16 protein-coding genes, 1 pseudogene and 2 other annotated features are annotated in these 15243 nt (G+C 42.0%); of the genes and pseudogenes, 16 read left to right on the top strand and 1 reads right to left on the bottom strand.

Features of this window, described 5'->3' with window-relative positions; all coding sequences use genetic code 11:
- The 8 genes and pseudogenes from AC0VZ9_RS18460 to AC0VZ9_RS18425 form a co-directional block, all read left to right on the top strand.
- Positions 1-777: pseudogene (locus AC0VZ9_RS18460) on the top strand (fructose PTS transporter subunit IIA); the annotation flags it as partial.
- Positions 778-879: 102 nt separating this feature from the next.
- The gene (locus AC0VZ9_RS18455) at positions 880-1872 is read left to right on the top strand and encodes a PTS fructose transporter subunit IIC (protein ID WP_374940702.1); all 993 of its coding nucleotides are present in this window, start codon (positions 880-882) and stop codon (positions 1870-1872) included.
- Positions 1873-2143: 271 nt separating this feature from the next.
- Entirely contained in the window at positions 2144-3010 is an 867-nt protein-coding gene (locus AC0VZ9_RS18450) for a GNAT family N-acetyltransferase (RefSeq protein WP_258753771.1), read from the top strand.
- Between the two features lie 121 nt (positions 3011-3131).
- Positions 3132-3947, top strand: coding sequence for a DUF2935 domain-containing protein (locus AC0VZ9_RS18445; RefSeq protein ID WP_009333459.1), 816 nt, complete (start codon positions 3132-3134; stop codon positions 3945-3947).
- Between the two features lie 113 nt (positions 3948-4060).
- On the top strand, positions 4061-4291 hold the full coding sequence (locus AC0VZ9_RS18440; RefSeq protein ID WP_157380208.1) for a hypothetical protein: 231 nt from the start codon (positions 4061-4063) through the stop codon (positions 4289-4291).
- Between the two features lie 139 nt (positions 4292-4430).
- Positions 4431-4514, top strand: a complete 84-nt coding sequence (locus AC0VZ9_RS18435; protein ID WP_226280784.1) for a putative holin-like toxin — start codon at positions 4431-4433, stop codon at positions 4512-4514.
- 281 nt (positions 4515-4795) lie between these two features.
- Entirely contained in the window at positions 4796-4921 is a 126-nt protein-coding gene (locus AC0VZ9_RS18430) for a hypothetical protein (RefSeq protein WP_256815309.1), read from the top strand.
- Between the two features lie 112 nt (positions 4922-5033).
- A complete protein-coding gene (locus AC0VZ9_RS18425) occupies positions 5034-5795 on the top strand; it encodes an alpha/beta fold hydrolase (RefSeq protein ID WP_475396602.1) in 762 nt (253 codons plus the stop codon).
- 37 nt (positions 5796-5832) lie between these two features.
- On the opposite strand, the gene AC0VZ9_RS18420 is transcribed toward AC0VZ9_RS18425, so the two are convergent.
- Positions 5833-7092, bottom strand: a complete 1260-nt coding sequence (locus tag AC0VZ9_RS18420) for an MFS transporter (RefSeq protein ID WP_475396601.1) — start codon at positions 7090-7092, stop codon at positions 5833-5835.
- Positions 7093-7266: 174 nt separating this feature from the next.
- Here AC0VZ9_RS18420 and AC0VZ9_RS18415 point away from each other — a divergent pair, with 174 nt between their 5' ends.
- The 8 genes from AC0VZ9_RS18415 (at position 7267) to trpA (ending at position 15219) form a co-directional block, all read left to right on the top strand.
- Complete coding sequence (locus AC0VZ9_RS18415) at positions 7267-7905, top strand: MOSC domain-containing protein (protein ID WP_026041653.1); 639 nt, start codon at positions 7267-7269, stop codon at positions 7903-7905.
- A 60-nt stretch (positions 7906-7965) separates the two neighbouring features.
- Positions 7966-8217: a binding site (T-box leader), on the top strand.
- A gap of 196 nt (positions 8218-8413) precedes the next feature.
- Positions 8414-8656, top strand: a binding site (T-box leader).
- Positions 8657-8822: 166 nt separating this feature from the next.
- Positions 8823-10217: an anthranilate synthase component I gene (gene trpE, locus AC0VZ9_RS18410; protein ID WP_475396600.1), complete on the top strand. Its 1395-nt coding sequence runs from the start codon at positions 8823-8825 to the stop codon at positions 10215-10217.
- Entirely contained in the window at positions 10214-10825 is a 612-nt protein-coding gene (locus tag AC0VZ9_RS18405; RefSeq protein ID WP_475396599.1) for an anthranilate synthase component II, read from the top strand. The genes trpE and AC0VZ9_RS18405 overlap by 4 nt, the downstream gene beginning before the upstream one ends.
- Complete coding sequence (trpD, locus tag AC0VZ9_RS18400) at positions 10797-11822, top strand: anthranilate phosphoribosyltransferase (RefSeq protein WP_217027660.1); 1026 nt, start codon at positions 10797-10799, stop codon at positions 11820-11822. Before AC0VZ9_RS18405 ends, trpD begins: the two co-directional genes overlap by 29 nt.
- Position 11823: 1 nt before the next feature.
- Positions 11824-12618, top strand: a complete 795-nt coding sequence (gene trpC / locus AC0VZ9_RS18395; RefSeq protein ID WP_009333468.1) for an indole-3-glycerol phosphate synthase TrpC — start codon at positions 11824-11826, stop codon at positions 12616-12618.
- A complete protein-coding gene (locus AC0VZ9_RS18390) occupies positions 12615-13235 on the top strand; it encodes a phosphoribosylanthranilate isomerase (protein ID WP_019381163.1) in 621 nt (206 codons plus the stop codon). Before trpC ends, AC0VZ9_RS18390 begins: the two co-directional genes overlap by 4 nt.
- The gene (gene trpB, locus AC0VZ9_RS18385; protein WP_009333470.1) at positions 13232-14437 is read left to right on the top strand and encodes a tryptophan synthase subunit beta; all 1206 of its coding nucleotides are present in this window, start codon (positions 13232-13234) and stop codon (positions 14435-14437) included. The genes AC0VZ9_RS18390 and trpB overlap by 4 nt, the downstream gene beginning before the upstream one ends.
- Positions 14434-15219, top strand: coding sequence for a tryptophan synthase subunit alpha (gene trpA / locus AC0VZ9_RS18380; RefSeq protein WP_448897053.1), 786 nt, complete (start codon positions 14434-14436; stop codon positions 15217-15219). Before trpB ends, trpA begins: the two co-directional genes overlap by 4 nt.
- The last annotated feature ends 24 nt before the right edge of the window (positions 15220-15243 follow it).

Raw genomic sequence — 15243 nt, 5'->3', positions numbered from 1 at the left:
ATGAGAATAACAGAATTACTGACAAGAGATACGATTCTGCTCTCATTGAGCGGAACAGGCAAAATGGATGCCATAAATGGATTGGTAAACCAGCTTGATCAAGCAGGAAAGCTTCATGACAGTTCTGCCTTTAAGAATGCAATTATAAAAAGGGAAGAACAAAGCACAACAGGTATCGGTGACGGAATAGCCATTCCGCATGCAAAAACTGGTGCGGTCAAGGAGCCTGCTATTGCATTCGGCAAATCAGAAGCAGGAGTGGATTATGAATCACTTGACGGTCAGCCCGCACATCTATTCTTTATGATTGCAGCCCCGGAAGGAGCAAACAATACACATCTGGAAGCTCTATCCAGGCTTTCATCAATACTAATGAACGAGGAAGCACGCAAAAAACTCCAAAATGCTGCTTCTGCAGACGAAGTTATTGGAATTATAGACAGCTATGACGAGACAGAAGAAGAGGAAGTCCAAAATATTGCAGACAGTAAACGATTTGTTGTTGCTGTAACAGCCTGCCCAACAGGAATTGCCCATACTTATATGGCGGCTGATTCCCTAAAAGCCAAGGCAGCTGAAATGGGCGTTGATATTAAAGTTGAAACAAATGGCTCCAGCGGTGCTAAAAATGTTCTGACACCAGAAGAAATCGCGAATGCGGCAGCAGTTATAGTCGCAGCAGATACAAAGGTTGAGATGGAGCGATTCAGCGGGAAGCATGTCCTTGAAACGGCAGTTGCTGATGGCATCCGAAAACCTCAGGAACTAATCGAAAAAGCGCTAAAGCAGGATGCGCCGGTATACAAGGGCGGAAGCGCGGACAGCAGCGGAAAAGCAGATAATAAAAAAGAACAAAAAGCAGGAATTTATAAGCATTTGATGAATGGGGTTTCCAACATGCTTCCATTTGTTGTTGGCGGCGGAATACTCATTGCCATTTCCTTTATGTTCGGATATAAAGCAGCAGATCCTAATGATCCGTCGTATCATCCTATCGCAGAAGCACTGATGACCATTGGGGGAGGAAATGCATTTGGATTGATTGTTCCAATACTTGCAGCGTTCATTGCCATGAGTATTGCTGACCGTCCCGGCTTTGCTGCAGGCGCAGTCGGCGGAATGATGGCAGCATCTGGAGGCGCTGGATTCCTTGGCGGCATCATAGCCGGCTTCCTTGCAGGTTATGTAGTAGTTGGGTTGAAAAAAGTCTTTGCTGGTCTGCCTTCATCACTTGAAGGAATTAAAACGATTTTGCTCTATCCGCTCTTTGGAATTGCGTTCACGGGATTGCTGATGCTTTATGTTGTCAACAAACCAGTTGGCGCATTAAATACTGCTATCACCGAGTGGCTTTCAGGTCTTGGTACTGGAAATGCTGTATTGCTTGGAGTAGTCCTTGGGCTGATGATGGCATTTGATATGGGCGGCCCGGTTAATAAATCGGCTTACGTATTTGGTACAGGGCTGCTTGCAAATGGAGTATATGAACCAATGGCAGCCATTATGGCGGCGGGGATGGTTCCGCCTCTTGCCATCGCGCTTGCTACTACTTTATTCAAAAATAGATTTTCAAAACAGGAACAGGATGCAGGAAAAGCAAATTACATCATGGGATTTTCGTTTATCACAGAAGGCGCAATCCCGTTCGCAGCAGCAGATCCATTGCGTGTCATCCCGTCCATCATGGCAGGATCAGCCGTGGCAGGTGCCATCTCAATGATGGCTGGAGTCGGATTAAGGGCACCGCACGGCGGAGTCTTTGTCGTCCCTCTCGTCGATGGCCCATGGGGAATTTACCTTGCAGGAATAATAGCAGGTGCTCTTTTGTCTGCGATCCTTATCGGGTTTCTGAAAAAACCTTTAAATAAATAATGAATAACTAAAGCCGGTACTTAATGTATCGGCTTTTTTTTTAGAAAATTCCTTTTAGAAAAGATTGAAAAAACAGAAAATAAATGATTAAATTAAAATAAACTAATCAGTCTATTTTATTATATGAATAAATAAACTATCCAGTCTGTATAATTGGAGGTGTGAAACCATGGCCATTATCATTGTTATTAGAAGAGGAAACAAACATAAATAACCAGCCATTAGATGCACACCAAGTAAAACATCAGAAAACACATGAAGGAGAGCGTTTATGAAAATAAAAAAACTTTCTCAAGTTACCCTGGAGGAGGCGCTGACTGCCTGGAATAAAGGCTTTGAAGGTTATATAGTTCCAATAAAAATGGATATCCAGGCCTTTGTTAATCGAATCGCATCTGAGGGACTTTCGCCTGAAAAATCCATTGTCGTTTTTATGCACGGCGAACCTTGCGGAATCATATTGAATGGGTTCCGTGAGATTAACGGCAGGAAAATTGCCTGGAACGGAGGCACCGGGATCGCACCACAATACAGGGGAAAAGGTCTTTCTGCAGCCATGATGTCAGAGGTGCTTAGCATATATAAAGCTGAAAATGTACACACTGCTGTTCTTGAAGCAATTGAAGAAAATGAGAGAGCGATTAAGCTGTACATAAAAGCCGGCTATGCAATTACTGATCAATTGCTTTATCTAAACAAGAAGCTAACACATAAAGAAATAGGCTCATTGACGGAAAGCCATTTAGCAATAAAAAAGATATATCCTGAACAGCTTCAGTCAATCAGCTTTTATGACAGCGATGCTGCCTGGCAGTGCCAGTGGCAAAGTGCGAAACAAGGGGAAGCTGCTGTGCTTATGAGTGAAGATGGGAAAGAGGAAGGCTATATTTTATACAAAAGAGTGCTGGAAGCAGCAGGACGTACAGAACGCATTATTATTTATCAGCTAAATTTTACGGATGGCAGTGCATATGAGGCAATGACTGAAAGTATTCTGGGCCAGCTGTTCCTTGATCAGGATGATTCGATTGATTTCACTGCAGTTAATATTTCTGTTTCCAATCCCGCATCGAAAGCTTTGCTTAAAATGGGATTTGAAAAAAAGATTGGCCAGGTAATGATGAAAAAAACACTATAGGATGCATGATTCCTAGTTAAGATTCCCCCTTTCTGCAAAAAAATAAGTTACCAATTAATTTTTGAGATTCGTGCTTATAGGCATAATTTCTAATGGTTACTGATATGTTTTTATGAGTAAGATGGAAAGGGGAGATATTTTGGCTGCTGGATTTGAAAATGCTGCAAAATTTGAACATGGATTTTGGCTTCAGATTTTGGGTGATCATGCACGCTTCATACATGATTCACTATCACCAAAGGAAAAAGACAGCATTGAAAGAGCAAATTACTTTATACAAACCTTCGATCAGCTATTAGGAAGGGTTGAAGTGGATAACCTGGAGCAATTGAGCCGGAGGGCAGAACAGGAAGCTAAAAAGCTCAGGGAATTTAAATTGAACCTACTTGAACGTCATCTGATAGGGAAAATTTCCATTCATCTTGGTCCTGTTTTTATAAACCATATGGTCAATGAACTTGAAGAATATATGCTTGTCCTTCAATATTTAAAAAAAGGGGAAGTCCCGCCTGTATTTCATGAGCTTCACCACCATTTAATCTGGCTTCTGGATGCAGCTGGCCATGCTGGAGCCATATCAGATAATATGGAAAGTGTTGAGAAGAAAATAAAAAAAATCAGTGATGGCTATACAAAGGATTTTGAAGCATTCTATTTAAAGGCGGTTGAAATGTCCGGCTTCCTTCGGACGAATGTTGAGTCATTCCCGGCACTTCAAAAGTTCAACAGCGATGTTGCACTTGAAATATCTTTGTTTATGAACTTTCTCAATGAAATTGAGGAGCTTGAATTGAGCAAAGAGGCATTGGGGACATTTGCAGCTTTAATGGCTGATCACATGTACCGTGAAGAATGCTATTACCTGTCAAAGCTTGCTGAGTCCACTCAGTCTGAAAAACCGAAATGTGATCCGGCAAAGCCGAGGCTTAAAGAATAAATTCAATGCTGCCAATTTGGCAGTTTTTTTTGCATTAAGAACATGCGTCAGTGTTTTCTGGGTAAAAAGAGTATAAAAAGGCTGATATCATGAAACTGGTAAGATGGAGTTACATGCGGAGAAATCAGGTAAAGGGATTGTTTGACTGTTATCCTGAAGCGGTCATCATTTTTAAAAGAATAAAGAATTATTATTTTATCCACAGTGCTGAATGGACAGGCAGTCCGCAGTTAATTGCTAAGCAGCAGATGGAGGAAATGGAGTATTTGCTTAATAAAGAAATGGGTTTTCTTCGTGGATATCTACAAAGGAAATCTGCAGGCGATAAAGATAGTGAAACTTGAAAAAATAGGAAAGAAGAATCAATTTTCCTAAAATAGAACACGTGTTCGACTAAATGGACAAGGTTGTGTTATAATAAAGAAGCAATGGGAGTTTCTCAAGGGTGGTCGGCTAGCCCCGTATGAAAGGGGGTGATGCCTTTTGACAGTTTTCGAATCGATCATGATGATGATTTCCTTTTCTAGTCTGATCATTGCTGTCATGACTTTTAACCATAAAAAATAGACCTCCCTTGATCTGACAATTGAGGGAGAGGTCTATGTCTTTGACAGGCCGATCCCCTAAGGGAACGACTATTGCGAATGACCGTGGGTGCGGCAACACCTGCGGTCGTTTTTTTTATTCATATTCTTAATTCAAGAATATCATATACGGTTCAGAAAGTCACGGAAATAAGCATAATCGCATGATTACTTATAGTATATACAGATTCCAGCTGAAAATCCATAATGATTCGAATCCTAATGTGCCATACTATAATGGGAGTACTTTAAAGGAGGATTAACATGACAAAACGCAATATTAAGACTAAATCCGGATTGCAGAGCACAAACAAGAGCATAAACGATATGGAGTTCTCAAAAGAGCTTGATCAGCAAAGCAAAAAAGCTAAGAAGACAAGACCTAACTGATGTTGGAAATAAAGAATTGACCGAGATGGGGCAGACTAAAACTGTCCCATTTTTATATGGAACAGGAGGCTTTTGAGCCATCTATGTTTTGTGAATGGAAAGGACGATTCTTGTGCCAGCATGTATTTATGAGGATACAAAGATATTTTATGAAACGATGGGAAAAGGGGTACCGATAATCTTTATACATCCGCCTGCCATGGGGAGAAAGGTATTTTATTATCAAGGCCTGATGGCTGAGCATTTTCAGGTTGTTTTTCCTGATTTAAGCGGGAATGGAGATACCATCGGTCCCGAGAAAACAGTAACCATTCAGGGCTATGCAGAAGAGGTTAAAGCTGTATTAGACCACTTGGAAATTGAAAAAGCCGTTATCCTGGGTTATTCCTCTGGAGGCATAATTGCTCAGGAATTTGCTCTTTCTTTTCCTGAAAGGACACTTGGAGTCATACTGTCTGGCGGATTTCCAGAGGTTTTATCAGAAACTTTCAAATATGAGCATATAATGGGAATGTATTTCGTGAAACATTTTCCGGGTTTTCTGCGGTATGTAATAGCAGCAAGTCACACAAATGATCCAAAAGTCAGAAAAGATATTCTGGAACACATGAAAAAGGCGAATCATACTATGTGGTTTCAATTTTACGATAGGTCGCTCCACTATTCATGCACGGATCGCCTGAGGAACTTGAGTGTCCCCCTTCTCCTGATATATGGATCAAGAGATTTTGTTAATCAGCATATTAGGAGCTATAGGAGATATGTCAGCTTTCAGGCGGCAATAATCAAAGGTGTTTCCCACCAGGCGCCAACCAAAAAGTGGCAGCTTTTCAACCAGGTTGTAACTGGTTTTGTACAGCAGCATTTTAAATAAAAAAATCCGTATCGTCATTGAACGATACGGATTTTTTTTAGCCCTCATTTGCGTCAGGTTTGATTGCTATAATGGCTGCTAGGGCAGCAAGAATGGTTATCCCGCTTAATATATAAAAAAGCCCTTGATCAGAATGCTTCATCAGAATGGCAATGGCCGGCGGGCCTCCGGCAACGCCTATAAACCTCATTGAACTGTATAAAGAAGTAATGGTTCCACGTTCTTCTTTTGCAATTCCTTCGGTAATCAGTGCATCCAACGAAGGCAATGCAACGCCTATGCCAATTCCGGCAAACAGGAACATGCTGATCATAAACCACATGTTGTTTGAAAAGCTTAAGATTGCAGTGGCAGCTGCCACAAGCACTGAGCCTAAAAATATGATCCACTTCATCAGTATTTTATTTTCTTTTATTTTTTTTCCTGTCAGATAGGAGGAAAGGCATAGTGCGCCAAGCGGGACAGCTAGGAGAAGCCCTTTTTTAACATCTTTAATATCGTATGTCTTTTCAAGCACATCAGATAAATAAAAAAGTATCCCAAAAAGCACAAACATAAGAATGGCACCTATTAAGAAAATAGCATATAGCCATTTTCCGTTGTTTTTAAAGGTATCCTTGATATTGCTCCAAAATTTCTTTAGAGGAAGCGGCTCTTCTCTTTTATTTGGCGTTTTTACAAGAAAGATAACCAGCAGGATTGAAATCGTACAAAAAACCGGAAACGAAAAAAACGGTAAAAACCATATAAACCCTGCAAGAAATGCTCCAAGTATAGGCGATAGAACTTTTCCAAAAGTATTGGAAGTTTCAATAAGTCCAAGGGAACTGCTGACATCATCATCATTTTTAAACATATCCCCTACTAAAGGCATAACAATTGGTGCCGCACCAGCTGCCCCAACACCCTGCAATGCCCTCCCAGCTAATATGATCCAATAAGCATCCGCCATTTTCCATGCCGCCCATCCGGAGATCAGCCCGCCAATTCCTGCAATGAACAGACTTGGTATAATGACTTTTTTACGGCCGATATGATCCGATAAAAAGCCTGCGATTGGAATCAAAATAATGGCTACAATACTATAAACGGTAATAATCATGCTGGATTGGAATGCAGAAATATTTAGTTTATTTTCCATCGCCGGCAGAACAGGAATCAGCATGGAATTCCCAAGTGTCATAACGAGAGGAATTGAAGAAAGTGAAAGAATGGCCCATTTTTGGTTATGAACATCATCACCTGACTTCTTTTTAGCTTTGGAATTTACAGATTGTAAATTTTCAACATGCTCCATATTTCTGACCTTCCTTTTCGTTAATCAAACTAGTCTTAATATGAGCTAATTGCAGGAAAACTAACTAGAAAAACCTCTGTCTTTTTATGGGAAAATTCAAATTCTGGAAAAATATGTTTCGATTTACTAAAAGGAAAGCGTTAAAATATATAGAAAAGCGAATCTGGCGAGGGGATAAATGTGAAAGAAATTATTAGTTTAAGCATAGGGAAACCGAAAAAGCACAGCTGGAAAAACCGTGAGGAAATATCGGGAATAGGCAAAGAAAAAATTGAAAGTGCGTTCTTAACGAAGGATGGTTTCCTGGGGGATGGAGTGGCAAACACTGATTTTCATGGCGGCCCCGACCGGGCAGTTTGCCTATACCCGTTCGAACATTACGGGATGTGGGAAAAAGAATTTAAAAAGACATTCTGTCCCCCGGCATTTGGTGAAAATATTTGTGCGGGTAATATGCTGGAAAAGGATGTTTTTATAGGTGATACCTTTTCGCTTGGTGAATCTGTTATCCAAATAACACAGGGCCGCATTCCATGTTCAACCATATCAAAGCATAACGAAGAAGATCGGCTTTTAAGCAGAATTGTTGAAACATGCTTTACAGGCTACTTTTTCAGAGTGCTGAAGGAAGGAACTGTAACAGCAGGCAGCGTTCTTAAGCTCGAAGAAAGAAAGCAGGAAAAGGTATCGGTTCTGCAAGGAAATTTTATCATGTTCCATGACCGCAAAAACCGTAAAGCAATTGAAGAACTCCTGCAGATTGAGGCACTTGCAGCTGTCTGGAGAGAAAAGCTGGAAAAAGCTCTATTATAAAAAAATGAAAAATATCCTTGACATTTTTCATTTATCGGAATAGTATAATAAGCAATATATCGATCGGCAATGACAAAGAGTAGTAGCTGCAGTGGAAGCTAAAGAGAGCTGATGGTTGGTGCAAATCAGTGTGGAAACAGCAGTGAATGGACTTTCGAGCCTCCAAACCGAACCTTTTTAAGCAGTAGGCTTTGGCGAACGGTCTCATCGTTACAAGGGACAGATATTCAAACGGTTTTTCGTTTTGATATCTGTTAAGTGAGCTGATGTATCAGCTAATGAAGGTGGCACCACGGGTCTCTCGTCCTTTTTAGACGGGAGGCCCTTTTTTATTTAGTTCAGAAAAAATATAGAATTTTTGAACTTAAATAACTGTCTAGCGCAAGCAGCCTACCCCCTCGAGTTCACAAGCCAATCCCCTAAAAAGGCAAAGAACGCCTTTCCGGGAGGCTCGTCTTGTGCTTGTCGGGGGTGGCAAGGCGCTTCCGCTTTTCTTTAACTTTATTACTTTAAATCGCTGAGCAAGAGGAGTAGATTGATGGAGTCCGTTCAAGAGAGCCGGGGTAAGGTGAGAGCCCGGTACGGTAAGTCATTCGAATGGACTTGCGAGAGGCTTCCTGAAAGATAGTAGGGAAGCACGGATTTCCACCGTTAAAAGGATAGGGTATCGATATGTTTCCGTACCCGAAAAAGGGAGCAGCATGCTGCTCTAAAAAGAGGTGGCACCACGTTCACAAGACACGTCCTCTATACCCGCAGATTCTGTCTGTGTGTATAGGGGACTTTTTTATTTATAGTTAAGTAAAAATTCTGAAGTCAGATACCTGTCTGGCTCCATCGCCTGCTCCCTCAAAGTGTCAGGGGTGATCAGGGCGCTTGCGCTTATCTGAATCCGAAAGAACTGGAGGAGAAATATATTGAAAACGATTTTGGAAGGTCCTTATATCATCGAAGAGCTTGAGGGGGACACATTAACACCTATTTTGATCTACCAGAGAATGAGCGGGAGAAAAAAATTTCTGCTTGAAAGCTCGCTAAAGCATGAAAAGTCGGGAAGGTATTCCTTTATTGGGGCGGACCCGGTGATGGAACTAAAAGGGGAAGCATCTCGGACGGCTGTTACTGCGGAGGGGAAAATAGAAGTTTTTAATGAAAAGCCGCTTGATGTATTAAGAAGGCTGATGCCCGAGGAAAAGGCTCACCCCATTGAACAGTTCCCATTTTGTGGAGGAGCTGTTGGATATGCAGGCTATGATGTCATCAGGCAATACGAAGATATCGGGGTGATCCCTCATGATGAGCTGAATGTACCAGATGTTCACCTTATGTTTTTTGAGGAAGTGGCCGTTTTTGATCATCTGGAGCAAAAGGTATTTCTGATAGCCATGTCTTTATTGGCAGCAACCGATGAATCTCAGCTACGTGAAAGATTGCAGAAAAGAAAGGCCGAAATCCAAAAGGGGGCTGCGGCATCCCAATCGGAAGAAGCATCGCTGTCGGCTTTCAAAGCTTCCATATCTAAAGAAGACTTCGTTGAAAAAGTAAAAAGGGCCAAGGCCTATATTGAAGAGGGAGACATTTTTCAGGTAGTGCTTTCTCAGCGGTTAAAAGCAGAATTGACTGGAGATCCTTTCGCATTTTACCGGAAGTTAAGAGTGCAAAATCCCTCCCCATACATGTACTATCTTGATTTTGAAGAATATGCGGTTGCAGGGGCATCGCCTGAAAGTCTTATAAAAGCAACTGGAAACAAAGTAATTACTAACCCTATTGCAGGAACAAGGCCAAGAGGCAAGACAGAAGAGGAAGACTTACAGCTTGAAAGGGACCTGATAGAAGATGAAAAGGAGCTTGCCGAACACAGGATGCTGCTCGATCTAGGCAGAAATGATCTCGGCCGTGTATGCGAATTTGGATCGGTAACTATAGAAAAAAACATGGTCATTGAGAGATATAAGCATGTCATGCACCTTGTATCCGAAGTGGGCGGCAAGCTGAAAAGTCCTCACAAAGCGATTGATGCCTTAATAGCGTGTCTCCCTGCCGGAACGGTTTCAGGTGCACCCAAAATTAGAGCAATGGAAATCATCAATGAACTGGAAGCAGTGAAAAGAGGAATTTACTCAGGGGCAGTCGGCTATTTTTCCGGAAACGGCAATATGGATTTCGCCCTGGCAATCAGAACCATGGTAATAAAAGATGGATTCGCTTATATACAAGCTGGGGCAGGCATCGTGCATGATTCGATTCCAGAAAAAGAGTACGACGAAACACTTCATAAATTAAAAGCATTTTTGGAGGACAAAAAATGATTCTGCTGATTGATAATTATGATTCATTTACATTTAACCTTTATCAGTATCTGGGTGAACTGGGACAAGAAATTAAAGTTGTAAGGAATGATCAAATAACAATCGAAGATATTGAAAAATTAAATCCTGAAGCCATTGTTCTATCACCTGGACCGGGACGGCCTGAACAAGCTGGAGTTATTGTTGATGTTATTCAGCAATTTTACAGGAAGCTCCCTATCCTGGGCATTTGCCTTGGCCATCAGGCAATCGGCTATGCCTTTGGGGCAAAGATTGAAAAAGCCAAGAGAATTATGCATGGCAAGGTGTCTAATCTGAAGCATAACGGATCACAGCTTTTTCAATACATGCCGCAGCCGATCCATATCATGCGTTATCATTCCTTAATAATTAAGTCGGGAACTTTGCCTGGCAGTTTTAAGGTTTTGGCAAGATCAATGGATGATAATGAAATAATGGCAATCAAGCATGAAGATTATCCTTTATACGGTTTGCAATTCCATCCGGAGTCTGTAGGAACAGGCCTTGGAAAAAATATTTTGGAAAACTTTTTACAAACTATCGGGAGGGAGAAAAACGATGAAAACTATACTGCAGAGGTTATCTGATCGCGAGTCATTAACAGAGGCAGAAATGAAGGAAGCGATGGACAATTTATTTGCCAATGATGTGACGGACAGTGAGATTGCGGCATTTATGGTGAGCCTTAAAACAAAAGGGGAAACAGTTGAAGAAATTGCAGGCATCGTAAAAGCAATGCGGGATAAATCCCTTACATTTAGCAAGAAAATTCCTAATGTTTTGGATAATTGCGGTACAGGAGGAGATGGTTCAAGCAGCTTTAATATCAGTTCTACTTCGGCCTTTGTGATTGCAGGAGCAGGAATTTCTGTTGCCAAGCATGGCAATAGAAGTGTATCCAGCAAAACAGGCAGTGCCGATGTACTGGAACATTTGGGAATAAACTTGGATCACTCGCCTGAGCGCACGGAGGAAATTCTGGAGGAAATTGGGATAGCCTTTCTATTCGCACCTCATGTCCATCCGAATATTAAAAGAATCATGAAAGTACGCAGGGACCTGAGAATACCTACAACTTTCAATTTAATAGGACCTTTAACCAATCCGGTTGAACTTGATCATCAGCTTCTCGGGATCTACCGGAGAGATTATATTGAAATGTTTGCAGAGGTGTTAAAAGCTTTGGGAAGAAAACGGGCAGTTGTTTTAAATGGTGCAGGGTTTATGGATGAAGCATCCTTACAGGGGGAAAATCACCTGGCCATTCTTAATAACGGCAAGGTAACGAAAAAGGTTCTTCATCCAGAGGAAGTTGGCCTATCGGTTAGCAGCAATGATGCGATCAGAGGCGGAGATTCCAGGGAAAATGCTGAAATACTCCTAAGTGTCCTAAAGGGGGAGAAGGGAGCAAGAAGAGACACGGTCCTTCTTAACGCCGGGATTGGCATCTTTACAGGAGGCAAGGCAGAAACAATTCATGGCGGGATAAATTTAGCCAAAGAAAGCATAGATTCAGGTGCTGCATTAGAAAAACTGCATAGGTTAATTGAAGCAAGTAAAAGCGTCCATAAAGAGGTGATATAAGATGGGAACAATTCTAGATCAAATACTGGCTGAAAAAAGAAAAGAAGTCATCGTACTGCAGAAGGAAAAGGAATATTTTCAAATAGGAGAAACCATGTATAAACGCTCCTTTATTAACAAGCTTGCATCAGGCAGTGAACTGGCTGTGATTGCGGAATTCAAAAGAGCCTCACCTTCAAAAGGTGATATAAATACCGGACAAAATCCGAAAGATCAGGCATTATTTTATAAAAAGTATGGTGCCGATGCCATTTCCGTTTTAACAGACAATAGGTTTTTTAAAGGCAGCTTCGCTGATCTGTCAGCTGTCAGAGAGACAGTCGACCTGCCTATCCTTTGCAAAGACTTCATTATAGACGAGGTGCAAGTATTAAAAGCAAAAGCATCAGGGGCAAACCTAATTTTACTCATTGCTGCTGCGATGGAAGCTGAACGGCTTCAAGAGCTTTTCGATTTTGCTGAAAGTGAAGGCCTTGAGGTATTAATGGAGGTTCATAATGAAGAAGAACTGGAAATAGCTCTAAGAACCGGTGCACAGCTGATCGGAGTCAACAACCGAAATTTAAAAACTTTCGAAGTAGACCTTGGTGTAACAGAAAAACTTGCCCCGCTAATAAAGAATGCGGGAAAATTCCTGATCAGTGAAAGCGGGATTAAGTCGGAAGACGATGTGCGGCGTGTAATTGCAGCAGGAGCAAACGCCATTCTTGTCGGAGAAGCATTCATGAAAGCAGATAATCTGGAAGGGCTTTTGAAGGCCATGAAGATTCCTTTGCAGGGGGCTGTCAGACAATGAAGGTGAAGATTTGCGGAATCAGGGATATCAGCACGGCACTTTTTGCTATTGAAAACGGGGCTGATGCCCTGGGATTTGTTTTTGCAGAAAGCAAAAGAAAAATTAATCCTGAGGCAGCAGGGGAGATAATCAGAGAGCTTCCCGGAGAAGTTTTAAAAGTCGGAGTGTTTGTAAATGAAACGAAAGCGACCATTGAAGAAATAGCAAATGTTTCAGGGATCAATGTCATTCAGCTGCACGGAGATGAAACGCCGGAATTTTGCAGCTCATTTTCTCTTCCGGTTATAAAAGCTTTGAGTGTAGGTTCACCAGATGATTTATCTCAATTAGATGAATTTTCATGCGAATACATTCTTCTTGATAGTCCGAAAGGAAAATATCGGGGGGGCAACGGGGTATCTTTTGATTGGTCGATTTTAAATAAACCATTGCAGGACAAAAAAATGATCCTTGCTGGGGGGCTCAATCCTGAAAATGTGGGGGAAGGAATTAAAGCAGCCAATCCTTATATGGTTGATGTAAGCAGCGGGGTTGAGACTGAAGGGAAGAAAGATCCGGAGAAAATAAAAAGATTCATAGAAAACGCTAAATGTGTGGAGAGGGAGGAAGTAAAATGAACACAGCTTATACATTGCCTGATGAACGAGGTCATTTCGGGGATTTTGGAGGAAGGTATGTGCCGGAGACACTTATGCAGGCCATTCTTGAATTGGAAGAGGAGTATAAGAAAGCTCAAGCCGATGAAAGTTTTCAGAAAGAACTGAAGGCTTTGCTGAAAGACTATGTCGGACGGGAAACTCCTCTTTATTTTGCTGAGAACCTCACAAATTATGCCGGCGGTGCGAAGGTCTATCTTAAAAGAGAAGATTTGAATCATACAGGTGCCCATAAAATAAACAACTCACTGGGCCAGGCTCTATTGGCGCTGCGAATGGGAAAAAGAAAAATAGTAGCTGAAACGGGTGCAGGGCAGCATGGAGTCGCAACAGCAACTGCATGTGCGCTTTTAAATCTTGAATGCATTATTTTTATGGGTGAAGAGGACATCAGGAGACAGCAGCTGAACGTATTCAGAATGGAACTGCTTGGAGCGAAGGTTGTAGGGGTACAATCGGGAAGTGCCACCTTAAAAGATGCAGTCAACGAAGCACTCCGCTACTGGGTGACAAATGTCGAGGATACACATTACATCCTTGGTTCTGTGATGGGACCACATCCTTTTCCTATGATTGTACGGGATTTTCAGAGTGTTATCGGAAATGAGACGAAGAAGCAATACCTTGAAAAAGAAGGTAAACTCCCTGATGCAGTTGTGGCTTGCATTGGAGGCGGAAGCAATTCAATGGGCATGTTTTATCCTTTCATTAAAGATGATACGGTCCGCATGGTTGGGGTTGAAGCAGCTGGTTTGGGTACAGATACAGATAAGCACGCTGCTTCTTTAACAAAAGGAACTCCTGGAGTTCTTCATGGAGCATTAATGTATTTGCTGCAGGACGAACACGGTCAAATTCAGGAGGCTCATTCCATCTCAGCTGGCCTTGATTATCCAGGAGTTGGGCCGGAACACAGCTATCTGAAAGACAGCGGAAGAGCCGAGTATGAATCCATTACAGACGATGAGGCGCTTGATGCATTAAAGCTTTTATGCAAACTGGAAGGCATTATCCCTGCGCTGGAAAGCTCCCATGCCGTAGCCTATGCATTAAAGCTTGCACCGCAAATGAAAAAAGACGAAGGCCTTGTCATCTGTTTATCTGGCAGAGGCGATAAAGATGTAGAAACTGTAAGAGCAAGATTAGGAGGGAAAGGACAATGAACCGGGTTGAAAAAGTTTTTCAGAGCCTTAAGCAAAACAAAGAAAAAGCATTTGTGCCATATATAATGGCTGGGGACGGAGGCTTAGAGACACTGGCCGAGAAAATCACATTCCTTGAAAAAGCGGGAGCAACTGCCATTGAAATTGGGATTCCGTTTTCGGATCCGGTTGCAGATGGCCCAGTCATCCAGCAGGCTGGCATTCGAGCATTAGAAGCCGGAACAACCCTTAGAGGGGTCTTAGCTAAAATTGCGGAAATCCGGCCTATTGTTCACATCCCGCTGATCTTTATGACATACATGAATCCGATCATGGCCTATGGCATTGGCAACTTTATTTCTGATGCCTCCAGGTCAGGGGTAGACGGCTTAATAATCCCTGATCTTCCTGCAGAGGAAGAGGAGATCATTGCACCAATTGCAGAAAGATCTGGAATCGAAATTATCCGCCTTGTGACCTTAACCAGTCCATTGGAGCGCATAGAGGCGATTGCAGCTAAAGGGAAAGGCTTCCTATACGCTGTAACGGTTAATGGCATCACTGGGGCAAGAAAAGAATTTAAAGATGAGCTTGGAAAGCATTTGGAGAAGGTTAGAGATGTAAGTCCGATACCAGTATTGGCCGGCTTCGGAATTTCTGAACCAGAGCATGTAAAAGAAATGAATCAGCATTGTGACGGGGTAATCGTTGGAAGCAAGATCATAGAACTTTTTCAAAGCGGTGAGTTAGCAAAGGTTGAAGAGCTGATCGCTTCATCTAAAATAGAAGAAATTAAATTGTGAAACAATAGCTTTCTCCTTGATGGA

This window comes from Cytobacillus sp. QJM3NY_8 (genome assembly GCF_056173585.1).
The sequence above is the reverse complement of the archived record's forward strand: the minus strand, read 5'-3'. Positions and strand labels throughout refer to the sequence as shown.

Bases quoted from the DNA above. Each gene is read 5' to 3' on its own strand.
- AC0VZ9_RS18430 (WP_256815309.1), top strand. From the start codon at position 4,796: ATGACAAAACGCAATATTAAGACTAAATCCGGATTGCAGAGCACAAAC.
- trpB (WP_009333470.1), top strand. From the start codon at position 13,232: ATGAACACAGCTTATACATTGCCTGATGAACGAGGTCATTTCGGGGAT.
- AC0VZ9_RS18445 (WP_009333459.1), top strand. From the start codon at position 3,132: ATGGAAAGGGGAGATATTTTGGCTGCTGGATTTGAAAATGCTGCAAAA.
- AC0VZ9_RS18420 (WP_475396601.1), bottom strand. From the start codon at position 7,092: ATGGAGCATGTTGAAAATTTACAATCTGTAAATTCCAAAGCTAAAAAG.
- AC0VZ9_RS18440 (WP_157380208.1), top strand. From the start codon at position 4,061: ATGCGGAGAAATCAGGTAAAGGGATTGTTTGACTGTTATCCTGAAGCG.
- AC0VZ9_RS18455 (WP_374940702.1), top strand. From the start codon at position 880: ATGAATGGGGTTTCCAACATGCTTCCATTTGTTGTTGGCGGCGGAATA.
- AC0VZ9_RS18405 (WP_475396599.1), top strand. From the start codon at position 10,214: ATGATTCTGCTGATTGATAATTATGATTCATTTACATTTAACCTTTAT.
- AC0VZ9_RS18390 (WP_019381163.1), top strand. From the start codon at position 12,615: ATGAAGGTGAAGATTTGCGGAATCAGGGATATCAGCACGGCACTTTTT.
- trpC (WP_009333468.1), top strand. From the start codon at position 11,824: ATGGGAACAATTCTAGATCAAATACTGGCTGAAAAAAGAAAAGAAGTC.
- AC0VZ9_RS18450 (WP_258753771.1), top strand. From the start codon at position 2,144: ATGAAAATAAAAAAACTTTCTCAAGTTACCCTGGAGGAGGCGCTGACT.
- trpA (WP_448897053.1), top strand. From the start codon at position 14,434: ATGAACCGGGTTGAAAAAGTTTTTCAGAGCCTTAAGCAAAACAAAGAA.
- trpD (WP_217027660.1), top strand. From the start codon at position 10,797: ATGAAAACTATACTGCAGAGGTTATCTGATCGCGAGTCATTAACAGAG.